Annotated in this window: 9 protein-coding genes, 12 tRNA genes and 2 rRNA genes; 1 reads left to right on the forward strand and 22 read right to left on the reverse strand. The window is 41.6% G+C overall.

Annotated elements, in window-relative coordinates:
- On the forward strand, positions 1-632 hold a 632-nt coding region (locus PAN06_RS10945), incomplete at its 5' end, for a DUF975 family protein (RefSeq protein WP_269796318.1).
- Between the two features lie 25 nt (positions 633-657).
- Here the strand turns inward: PAN06_RS10945 and pcp are convergent.
- The 22 genes from pcp to PAN06_RS11055 all read right to left on the reverse strand — a co-directional run.
- The gene (pcp, locus tag PAN06_RS10950) at positions 658-1,302 is read right to left on the reverse strand and encodes a pyroglutamyl-peptidase I (RefSeq protein WP_269796319.1); all 645 of its coding nucleotides are present in this window, start codon (positions 1,300-1,302) and stop codon (positions 658-660) included.
- A gap of 112 nt (positions 1,303-1,414) precedes the next feature.
- On the reverse strand, positions 1,415-1,777 hold the full coding sequence (locus tag PAN06_RS10955; RefSeq protein ID WP_269796320.1) for a DUF1304 domain-containing protein: 363 nt from the start codon (positions 1,775-1,777) through the stop codon (positions 1,415-1,417).
- A 10-nt stretch (positions 1,778-1,787) separates the two neighbouring features.
- On the reverse strand, positions 1,788-2,213 hold the full coding sequence (locus PAN06_RS10960; protein WP_269796321.1) for a MarR family winged helix-turn-helix transcriptional regulator: 426 nt from the start codon (positions 2,211-2,213) through the stop codon (positions 1,788-1,790).
- 198 nt (positions 2,214-2,411) lie between these two features.
- Positions 2,412-3,617 carry a LysM peptidoglycan-binding domain-containing protein gene (locus PAN06_RS10965; protein ID WP_269796322.1) on the reverse strand — a complete coding sequence of 402 codons (1,206 nt, stop codon included), beginning with the start codon at positions 3,615-3,617 and terminating at the stop codon, positions 2,412-2,414.
- 159 nt (positions 3,618-3,776) lie between these two features.
- Positions 3,777-4,403 carry an HAD family hydrolase gene (locus PAN06_RS10970; protein ID WP_269796323.1) on the reverse strand — a complete coding sequence of 209 codons (627 nt, stop codon included), beginning with the start codon at positions 4,401-4,403 and terminating at the stop codon, positions 3,777-3,779.
- A 3-nt stretch (positions 4,404-4,406) separates the two neighbouring features.
- Positions 4,407-5,687 carry an MATE family efflux transporter gene (locus PAN06_RS10975; RefSeq protein ID WP_269796324.1) on the reverse strand — a complete coding sequence of 427 codons (1,281 nt, stop codon included), beginning with the start codon at positions 5,685-5,687 and terminating at the stop codon, positions 4,407-4,409.
- 60 nt (positions 5,688-5,747) lie between these two features.
- On the reverse strand, positions 5,748-7,232 hold the full coding sequence (gene thrC / locus PAN06_RS10980; RefSeq protein WP_269796325.1) for a threonine synthase: 1,485 nt from the start codon (positions 7,230-7,232) through the stop codon (positions 5,748-5,750).
- Between the two features lie 75 nt (positions 7,233-7,307).
- Positions 7,308-8,585, reverse strand: coding sequence for a gamma-glutamylcysteine synthetase (locus PAN06_RS10985; protein ID WP_269796326.1), 1,278 nt, complete (start codon positions 8,583-8,585; stop codon positions 7,308-7,310).
- A 106-nt stretch (positions 8,586-8,691) separates the two neighbouring features.
- Positions 8,692-8,775, reverse strand: a tRNA-Leu gene (locus tag PAN06_RS10990).
- Between the two features lie 9 nt (positions 8,776-8,784).
- Positions 8,785-8,856 (reverse strand) — tRNA-Gln (locus PAN06_RS10995).
- Positions 8,857-8,869: 13 nt separating this feature from the next.
- Positions 8,870-8,942, reverse strand: a tRNA-His gene (locus tag PAN06_RS11000).
- A 14-nt stretch (positions 8,943-8,956) separates the two neighbouring features.
- Positions 8,957-9,027 (reverse strand) — tRNA-Trp (locus tag PAN06_RS11005).
- A 4-nt stretch (positions 9,028-9,031) separates the two neighbouring features.
- A tRNA-Tyr gene (locus tag PAN06_RS11010) sits at positions 9,032-9,112 on the reverse strand.
- Positions 9,113-9,124: 12 nt separating this feature from the next.
- Positions 9,125-9,197: transfer RNA gene (locus PAN06_RS11015), tRNA-Phe, on the reverse strand.
- Between the two features lie 3 nt (positions 9,198-9,200).
- Positions 9,201-9,274 (reverse strand) — tRNA-Met (locus PAN06_RS11020).
- Positions 9,275-9,284: 10 nt separating this feature from the next.
- Positions 9,285-9,374, reverse strand: a tRNA-Ser gene (locus tag PAN06_RS11025).
- Between the two features lie 4 nt (positions 9,375-9,378).
- Positions 9,379-9,450: transfer RNA gene (locus tag PAN06_RS11030), tRNA-Glu, on the reverse strand.
- Between the two features lie 8 nt (positions 9,451-9,458).
- Positions 9,459-9,532 (reverse strand) — tRNA-Ile (locus tag PAN06_RS11035).
- Between the two features lie 39 nt (positions 9,533-9,571).
- Positions 9,572-9,642: transfer RNA gene (locus tag PAN06_RS11040), tRNA-Gly, on the reverse strand.
- Positions 9,643-9,647: 5 nt separating this feature from the next.
- Positions 9,648-9,720 (reverse strand) — tRNA-Val (locus PAN06_RS11045).
- Between the two features lie 4 nt (positions 9,721-9,724).
- A 5S ribosomal RNA gene (gene rrf / locus PAN06_RS11050) occupies positions 9,725-9,840 on the reverse strand.
- 76 nt (positions 9,841-9,916) lie between these two features.
- A 23S ribosomal RNA gene (locus tag PAN06_RS11055) occupies positions 9,917-10,258 on the reverse strand; the annotation flags it as partial.

Below are 10,258 nucleotides of genomic sequence, written 5' to 3' on the forward strand. Positions count from 1 at the left end.
TTGTCGGGACGATACTTCTAACCAGTTCAGTTTATACAACTCTGAAACTCATCAAGAATCCAGATACAGAACTATCCGTCAAAAATAGTCTCACTCTCTTTAACGAAGAGTACTTTTCACAAACTTTTTTAACTCTCCTTCTCAAACGCTTCTATCTCTTTTTATGGAGCATTCCTAGTTTGCTCGGGATTTACTTCCTCTTTTACAGTAGCTTTTTAGCAAAGAAATTCGTTGCCCTTCACCCTGAGTTTCCTAATTTGGATCTCACGTCAGTTGAAACTGAACGTTTCCTCATGACCTTTGGTCTCTATTTTCTAGCAAGTATCCTCTTGATGATTGTCGGAAATAGTCTCTATATCCCACAATATTATGCCTATTCACAGGTAGAATTTCTCCTCTGTGATACTCTAGATTTAGGACAAGCCAAACCAGGGCAAATACTTAAAACAAGCCGTTTCTTAATGAAAGGTTACAAATTTCAGCGCTTTGTCCTAGACTTACAACTCCTTCCTTGGTATTTCCTCAATTGGATTACCTTTGGAATTGCTAGTTTCTCACTCCTACCCTACATTCAAATCAATAAAATGATTTTTTACCGAGCAGTATTGGCTCGCAAACGTCCAAAAGCTTGAAGGTTTTCCCTCAAGCTTTTTTCTATCAATGAGTTTCTCCGCCTACCAACTTGAGGTCCTCATCTCCATGTTCTATAATGGCGCCGATTGCCGCTTCTATCCCTTGCCTAATATCCACTAAACTCATAGCTGGAGTAGTCGGTCGATTCACCACCTGTTCCATCATATAAGGAATATGCATAAAACCTGCCTTAACATGTGGAAATTTCTTTTCTACCAAATAGAGGGCCTGATACATCAAATGATTGCAGACAAAAGTCCCTGCCGTATTGGAAACAGAGGCCGGCAAACCTTCTTTTTTTATAGCTTGAACCATCGCTTTAATCGGCAAACTACTAAAGTAGGCCGAAGCACCATCCGCTCGAATGGGAAGGTCAATCGGCTGATTACCTTCGTTATCAGGAATGCGTGCATCGTCTTGATTAATAGCTACTCTCTCAGGTGTCAAGCTGGTTCTTCCACCTGCTTGGCCGATACAGAGGACAAAGTCAGGTTGATAACGGTTCATCTCTTCTTCCAATACTTGGGCCGATTTGTGAAAGACTGTCGGCACTTCTAAGCAACGGACCTCAGCACCATGGATTTCATATGGTAAACCTTTAATGGCCTCCAAGGCTGGATTAACCTTTTCCCCTCCAAAGGGTTCAAAACCTGTCACTAATACTTTCATTTCTAACTCCTCAAAACAAATTCAATGAGACTTTTTTCTTAAAAACAAGTATAACATATTTCCCTTATTCTGGAGTGAAAAGGACTAGAGAGACTAAGATTGACCTTTGAACTTATTTAAAGAGAAAAATACTAATCAAGGCCAAAATAGCTGGTCCGCCTTGCTTCAAAATAATTTTCTTATCTGCTGTGAGAGAGCCATAAGCCGCAGCACCAATCACAAATAAAACAAAAATAGTCACAATTTCTAAATTCTGTGAGAAATAAATTCCATACAAGAGAAAGACTCCTAGCAAAGCATTATAAATCCCTTGATTTTTAAACAATGAACTTACTGACGGACGAGCCAATTCTTCCTTGTCCATGTTAAAGACACGACTAGTCGCTTCTGATTGCGTTGCAATACTTTCCAAATAAAAAATGTAAAAATGCTCCAAAGCAACGATTGTTGCTAAAATAATTGTAATAATTGACATCTACTTCTCCTTAAATTTCTATATTCTCAATACCCAAAACCAATTTGTTTACTAAACGGCTGAGTTCTGTTCTTTCAGACTCTGTTAAGATACTTTCCATCTCTTGCTTAACCTTGATATGTTGCCGAAGGGGATTCACCACTAACTGCTCCTTGGCATACTTCGTAGCCTCTACCAACACTTCCCGCTGATTTTCAGGATTACGATGACGCTCCACCAAACCTTCCTTTTCTAAAATCTTGAAATGCCGTGTCAAGGCGGCCTGATCAATCTTCAAACGCTCCTGAACCGCTATTTGATTACAAGGGGAATGCTTCAGCAAAAATAATAAAATCTGATACCGTGTCAAACTAATCCCAAGCCTTTTTTCAAACAATTGCGTACTCGCTTGCTCAGACAAGCGGAGTTGATAAAGCAAATCTTGAATCTCTATCATTTCTTTCTCCTTTTAATTGATTTATCAATAGTTGACTCATCAATTATAATGCGAAGTAAAATAGATTGCAAGAATGTTGCTTGGATTATTACAAGATGGTAACTTCCCATTCAAATTGACAAAGAAAAAACGAACGAGACTCGCTTCCTATCATGAAAGCTAGATCTCATTCGTAAAAATTATATGACAGAGTCTGGTTTATCCATTCATTGAAACGTGAACGTGGTCATAGTGGTTTTCTGTCACGCTACCACGGTCTGGCATTAGATTCCAAGTATTAGCTGGCCCATATTTGCTATCGAATGGAGCATAGAAACGTTGTTTCCAGATGATGTAACTAATTCCACGGCTGGCCATGTTTTGAATAGCGTATTCCGCAATCTTATCCCCTAGTTCTGAACTTTCTGGTACCATAAAGTCGATAGCCAAACCTTTTCCGTGATCTCCACTGTCTCCTGGACGGTAACCACTAAAGGATGTGATGCCAAACAAGTTGGCGATTTCTTCTTTAAAGGCAGCTGTTTGTGGTTGAAGGCCAGCATTTTCAGATTTCGCTACTGCCAGTCCAGCGTAATCGGGCGCAGCTGGAGCCGCGTAAGTTGTTGAAACTGTTTTCGCCTCTTCTGGTTGATAAGTAGAAACTGCTGTTGTAGCTTCATTTGATGAGGCTACTTCTTTTGATTCTTCTGAACTTGTTGCAGTTGTTTCGGCTACCTTTTCTTCTACTGGCGTTGTAGTTGCTTTCACTGCTGATTCAGCTTGGGAACTTGCTTGTGTTTCCTCTTTCTCAGCTGGAGTCGTTGCCTGAGGAGCTGCTTCTGCAACTGCACTACTTGTTTCGGCTGTTTGCTCCTCTGAGACAGAAGTCTCTGTAGATGGTGCCACTTCTTCTGCAGTAGCAACTGTCTCTGCAACTTCTGAATTTGTTGCTACTTCTTTTGTACTTGTATTTTCTACCGCTTTTGGAGCTTCTGCAATTGGTTGAGAAAGGTCTGCAACCTGAACAGTTTGATCATCAACCGTCACTTGATTGGTTGTCAAATCTGCTGTCGCAGTTGTCACTTCTTCACTAGAGTCTGCTTGAGGAGTTTGGATTTCAACTTCTGTTACTTCTTCAGCTTCATTGACAGTCGTTGTCAAAACAGTTTCTGGGAAAATCAGGTCCATATTGGTGATTTTATTCAAATTCGCAAGAACTGTGACATCTACACCCAAAGCTTCTGCAATAGTGCTCAAGGTATCACCATACTGAACGGTATAACTTGTTTTGTTATCCGTTTTAGTCAAATCATTTTGGATTTGCTCAACACTACGTGCAGTCCAAAGAACTTCTTCTGCTTGAGTTGCCAATACTGGGGCAAATGACAAGGCTACTGTTGAAGCTAATAATATTCTTTTCTTCATTCTTTCCTATTCCTTTCAAATGAGTACCTGTCTATCATAACACAAAAAATGCAGAAAAAAAGCCCTCTTGAGCCTATTTAACAGAACTGTCCATTCCTTGTAACAAACTTGGTTACTTGAAATAGTTTGTTAGGTCTCTGTCACAAAACTGACACAATCTTATCGTTCCCAATCCCCAAAAATATAAGGAATATCTGCTAACCCTTGAATCCTGTGATTTCCTTCATAAGTCGACTCTAAAAAGTTGATACTTTGAATCCCACTATTCTGGGCAAATTCCACATCCAGAGTCCGATCCCCTATATAATAGGTCTTCTCAGAATCCAACTGATACTTGCCTAACAGATAGGTAGCCGCTTCTGAACTAGGTTTACGCGCAAAGCCACTCTGACTTGTTAAAATCTCCGTAAAAAAAGATTCCAAACCCAAGTCTCTTAGAATGGTAAAAGCATTATCTCCTTTATGAGTGTAGACAAACTGTTGAATTCCTGCTTGATCTGCCCAATGCAACACCTCACGCGCACCTGGCATCAAAACTACCTGAGCATTCTTCTCAGCCAAACTCTGGGCACGCACCTGATTTAGCACTTCCACATCCAGCTTTCTCTCTTCTGCCACCTGCACAAATAAATCTTGCACAGAAAACTTGAGGATAAACTCTCTCACCTGCTCCTTATCATAAGGAATAGAAAACTGAGCAAAAGTTTCCTCAATCCCTGACAAAATCGCTTCGTAAGAGTCCAATAAAGTCCCGTCTAAATCCCAAATAAAAGCTGTTTTTTGCATTCCCTATCCTTTCAAGCTCATATAACGCTGGTAACGGTAACGTAGAAATAACCAACGAAAACCATTATCCAAAAGGGTTCCAGTCCAAATACCGGGCAAGCCCCAACCAAGCACAATCCCCATCAGATATCCTGTTCCAATGCGGATACACCACATTCCTATACTTGTCGCATAAAAGGGAAGCCGAGCATTGCCCAAACCCTGCCAGACTGCTGTATAGATGACTGTTCCTATCGTCATAGGAGTACCAAGTAGTGAAAAAAGTATCACTAGCACACTAGCCTCCACCGCTAGAGAATCAGTCGTATAGAGATGAGTTAGTGGTATACCCAAGGCATAGATACTGAAGGTCAAGGGTAACATGAGAATCAGAGAAAGCCAAAAGGTTTGCTTGCTCAAACTAGCTACTCTTTCCCAATTATCCTCTCCAACTGCTCGAGCTACCAGCATGACCGTTGCCGTAGCAACTCCAAAAGCAGGCATGTAGTTAAACTGGGTCAAAACTTCTCCGACCGCATTTCCCGCCACTGCCTCTGTCCCGAAAGACACAACCAAGGCAATGATCACGACATCACCAGCCCGCATCATAAGCCGCTCTCCAGCTGCTGGAAAAGCTAAGGTCAATAGTTCCTTATCTAAACCAAAAGTCGGTTTCTCAAAAGGCAACTTTAATTGCGACCATAAAATCACAAGACCTACCAAACGAGACAGAATTGTCCCCCAAGCAACACCCGCTATCCCCATATCCAGAACAAAAATAGCTAGACTTGAAAAAAGAATATTCAAAGCATTGGATAAAAGACTCACATAGAGGGGCAAACGTGGATTATGCGTTGCACGAATCAAAGCTCCCAGACTAGTCATTAAACCTAATAGAACAATCGATCCGCCTACCAAGGATAGGTAGAGTCCACCACTCTCAGCTACATCTCTCTCCGTCCCCAAAAGTCCTATCATCTCTTTCCCAGAGAAGATGGACAAAGCTCCTAAAAGGAAACTTAATAATAAGGTAATCTTCAACGCCTCAGTCACATGATAGGCTAGCATAGATTGATCCTTCTGCCCCAAACTTTTTGAAATAACACTGGAAATAGCAGCCCCCAGAGCGATGAAAATCGCCTGGTAAATCGTGATAATATTACCAGCTACTGATACACCCGAAATAGCTATCAAGCCCAAGTGGGCTACCAAGTAACTATCCACCATCCCCATGAGCATCTGCAAAAAGTTTTCGCCCATAGCTGGTAAGGCAATATTAAGAATGTCTTTATTTTTCTTAAACAATCCTTCCTCCTGATGAAAAGAAACTCAGTTGGTTTCCCAACCGAGTTTACTCCCTCTGTCTTAAAGTCCTAGATAAGCCTCAACCGCTACTTGCATGTCTGTTGCTGCAACAGTTGTCTTATGACGAACAGGAGCTGTTTCAAGCCCGTCAACTGCTGGCGGCACTGCCACTCCTGAAATATCATGTAATTGAGCCAAGGCTTCAAAGTCGCCAAGCCCTGATTTTCCAATTACAGCTTCTACTGCAACCACTGGGAACTTGTATGGACTCGCTGTTGAAGCAATCACTGTCTTAGTCACATCGCCAGTAGCCGCTTGGTATTTCTTATAAACTGCCGAGGCAACCGCCGTATGTGGATCCTCGATATAAGAATCTGACTCATAAACACGCTTGATTTCTGCCGCTGTTTCTTCCTCAGTCGCATATTCAGCTGCAAAGAGATTAAGAATCTCTGCATCAAAGTCTGTCAACTCATATTGTCCTTGCTTGTTCAAGGCATTCATGAGTTCAGCTGTTTTAACCGCATCATTACCTAAAAGATGGAAAATCAAACGCTCCAAGTTTGAAGATACCAAAATATCCATAGATGGACTAGTAGTCACTTTAAACTCACGTTTCTTGTCGTAAACACGTGTCTTGAAAAAGTCTGTCAAAACATTGTTGTCATTTGAAGCACAGATTAATTTGCCAACTGGAAGACCAATTTGCTTAGCATAAAAGGCAGCCAAGATATTTCCAAAGTTTCCTGTTGGTACTGTGAAGTTGACCTTATCACCAGCCACAATCTCACCAGTCTTAACCAACTGAGCGTAGGCATAAACATAATAAACAATCTGTGGCACCAAACGACCAATATTCATAGAGTTTGCAGATGAAAATTGCAAGTTGTTGGCCTCTAATCTTTCACGAAGAGCCACATCATTAAACATATGCTTCACATTTGTTTGCGCATCGTCAAAGTTACCATCAATGGCGATAACATGAGTATTATCACCAGTCTGAGTGGTCATTTGCAACTCTTGTACCTTGCTGACACCATCCTTTGGATAAAAGACAATAATCTCAGTTCCAGGCACATCCGCAAACCCTGCCATAGCAGCTTTCCCAGTATCACCAGATGTCGCTGTTAAGATGACAATCTTGTTCTCCAAACCATGCTTCTTAGCAGCTGTTGTCATAAAGTATGGCAAAATAGACAAGGCCATATCCTTAAAGGCAATTGTTGAACCATGGAAAAGCTCCAGATTGTATTGTCCGTCTAATTTCACTAATGGTGCGATAGCTGGAGTATCAAACTTGCTATCGTAGGCATTGTTGATACAGTAGTCCAACTCTTCAGCTGTAAAGTCATCTAAAAATGCTGACAAAACAAGCTTAGCAACTTCCTGATAAGAAGCATCTTTCAATTTGTCAAAATCCAAATCTACCTTTGGATAAGTAAGCGGTGTAAACAAACCACCATCCGTTGCCAAACCTTGCAAAATTGCTTGGCTAGCAGTTACTGTATTGTTGGCATCACGCGTTGATTGATAAACTAATGTCATTACTCTCTATCCTTTATCTATAGTCTCATCCATTATATCATGATTTTTCAGAAAATTCTCCTTTTACAAGAGAAATTATAGGCTCAATTCTTCTTTCAAAGGCTGTAAGTAGGTCATTTCTTGCTTATTTCTCATCTCCAGTCCTTCCTCAGCTAGAAGGAGTAAATCTTTGGAAAATTCAATAATCGCAGTTTTTTCCTCAGCTATAAGATTTTTTTTAGAAAATTCCCGTCTTAAAAACTTGTAATCACGACCAAATTCTTTAAAGAAAGGTGCTGTTTCTAAGTAAGCTTCTAACTTATCTAAATTAACCAACAATCCTAAGTGAAAAGTTGCTGAAGCGAAGGTTCTATCTAGAGGTTGAGTACACACACTACGAAACTCAACTGTTCCGCGAGTCGTTAAGTCTTGGTACTGATAACTACGATGGGTTTCAAAATCCTTCTCTTGAGGATAAATAATAATCTCATCCCCATTAAGCGAATATGCTTGGATTTCAGGTGTAGTCAGGTACTCGCTTGCCTGAATGGGATAAAAATAATAGGTTTGTTCTTCACGTTCCGCAGTAAAAATTGCAGAATGATCTAGATAATCAAAAAAATCATCCTCATCTTTAAAGAGTCTAGCATTGACCCCGACATTTTCTGGATAGATACCATGCATCGATTCTTCCCAGAAAATATCCCTTGAAATTTTCGTATCCCAATCCTCACCTGAAAACTCAGAATTTGCAAATAAATAAGCCTTAACTGCTTCAATTTGGGTAAAAGCATTAATCACTCGTAAATAGTTAGACTTTGAAACATCCAGTTGTACCTGACTCCCACAGATAAAAGCACCATATTCAGGGAAATGATGCAAGTCTGATTTAGCAACATTTCTACTCATATTCAAATAATCCATCAACATCTGATAGCGTGGATAAGCCACTGGACAATTCTCATTTTTATCCCAGTTGGGATGGATACCACAGCCAACAATAGCATGATTTGATTCAGCTAACTTCTTCTGGATTGCCTCCATATAAATATTAAAACGTTCTTCAACTTCTTGTATCGTTTCAGCCTTACCAAATGCAAACTCAATCGTAGTATAGGAAACTTCAAATAAAATAGCATCTTGACTTACTGGATCTACTAACTGGATAGGATTCCCAAAATCATCTACCTTTTCGACAGTAAAATCAAAAGAAGAAACTAAATATCGGAATAAATACTTGATAACTTCAACATCTGTAGCATCCCCTTCCAAGTTTACAACAGGATATTCCAACTCAATCCCGACAAACAATTCAGGATTTTCTTTAATATTTTTTAAATACCGATGTTTTAATAAATCGATAGAACGAGACATACTTCCCTACACTTTCATAATCTAAATAAAATTTGAATAACTATTATTATACCAAAAATAATATAAAAAGGAACGAAGATTTACAACGTTCCTTAACTCTATACTATACCGGCGGCCGGGGTCGAACCGGCACGTCCTTGCGGACACTGGATTTTGAGTCCAGCGCGTCTGCCAATTCCGCCACGCCGGCAAATAGTAACTGGGGTAGCTGGATTCGAACCAACGCATGAGGGAGTCAAAGTCCCTTGCCTTACCGCTTGGCTATACCCCAATAATATAAAATAGGCGAGTGATGGGGATCGAACCCACGCATGCCAGAGCCACAATCTGGTGTGTTAACCACTTCACCACACCCGCCATAATTCTATTAACACGGGCAGTAGGAATTGAACCCACACTGAAGGTTTTGGAGACCTTAGTTCTACCTTTAAACTATGCCCGTAAAATGGAAGGGGAGGGATTCGAACCCCCGAACCCGAAGGAGCGGATTTACAGTCCGCCGCGTTTAGCCTCTTCGCTACCCTTCCAAAATATATAAATGGCGCGAGACGGAATCGAACCGCCGACACATGGAGCTTCAATCCATTGCTCTACCAACTGAGCTACCGAGCCTTATTGCGGGAGCAGGATTTGAACCTACGACCTTCGGGTTATGAGCCCGACGAGCTACCGAGCTGCTCCATCCCGCGTTAATACAAAAGGAGGATGTGGGATTCGAACCCACGCACGCTTTTACACGCCTGACGGTTTTCAAGACCGTTCCCTTCAGCCGGACTTGGGTAATCCTCCAAAATAGTCCGTACGGGATTCGAACCCGTGTTACCGCCGTGAAAAGGCGGTGTCTTAACCCCTTGACCAACGGACCAAACTTTATGGGCACGAGTGGACTCGAACCACCGACCTCACGCTTATCAGGCGTGCGCTCTAACCACCTGAGCTACGCGCCCAAGTTAAAAACTTGGTAATGTAATTTGAACAAAGTTCAAAGCGGGTGACGAGAATCGAACTCGCGACAACAGCTTGGAAGGCTGTAGTTTTACCACTAAACTACACCCGCTTAAATGGGAGTTAACGGGATCGAACCGCTGACCCTCTGCTTGTAAGGCAGATGCTCTCCCAGCTGAGCTAAACTCCCTAGAGCTAAGCGACTTCCATATCTCACAGGGGGCAACCCCCAACTACTTCCGGCGTTCTAGGGCTTAACTTCTGTGTTCGGCATGGGTACAGGTGTATCTCCTAGGCTATCGTCACTTAACTCTGAGTAATACCTACTCAAAATTGAATATCTATTCAAATCAAGAAAACCGTTCGCTTTCATATTCTCAGTTACTTTGGATAAGTCCTCGAGCTATTAGTATTAGTCCGCTACATGTGTCGCCACACTTCCACTTCTAACCTATCTACCTGATCATCTCTCAGGGCTCTTACTGATATAAAATCATGGGAAATCTCATCTTGAGGTGGGTTTCACACTTAGATGCTTTCAGCGTTTATCCCTTCCCTACATAGCTACCCAGCGATGCCTTTGGCAAGACAACTGGTACACCAGCGGTAAGTCCACTCTGGTCCTCTCGTACTAGGAGCAGATCCTCTCAAATTTCCTACGCCCGCGACGGATAGGGACCGAACTGTCTCACGACGTTCTGAACCCAGCTCGCGTGCCGCTTTAATGG

The organism is Streptococcus sp. SM3, assembly GCF_027497875.1.

Excerpts from the sequence above, each read along its gene's own strand:
- pcp (WP_269796319.1), bottom strand. The coding sequence starts at position 1,302 with ATGAAAGTATTAGTGACAGGTTTTGAACCCTTTGGAGGGGAAAAGGTT.
- PAN06_RS10955 (WP_269796320.1), bottom strand. The coding sequence starts at position 1,777 with ATGTCAATTATTACAATTATTTTAGCAACAATCGTTGCTTTGGAGCAT.
- PAN06_RS10960 (WP_269796321.1), bottom strand. The coding sequence starts at position 2,213 with ATGATAGAGATTCAAGATTTGCTTTATCAACTCCGCTTGTCTGAGCAA.
- PAN06_RS10965 (WP_269796322.1), bottom strand. The coding sequence starts at position 3,617 with ATGAAGAAAAGAATATTATTAGCTTCAACAGTAGCCTTGTCATTTGCC.
- PAN06_RS10970 (WP_269796323.1), bottom strand. The coding sequence starts at position 4,403 with ATGCAAAAAACAGCTTTTATTTGGGATTTAGACGGGACTTTATTGGAC.
- thrC (WP_269796325.1), bottom strand. The coding sequence starts at position 7,232 with ATGACATTAGTTTATCAATCAACGCGTGATGCCAACAATACAGTAACT.
- PAN06_RS10985 (WP_269796326.1), bottom strand. The coding sequence starts at position 8,585 with ATGTCTCGTTCTATCGATTTATTAAAACATCGGTATTTAAAAAATATT.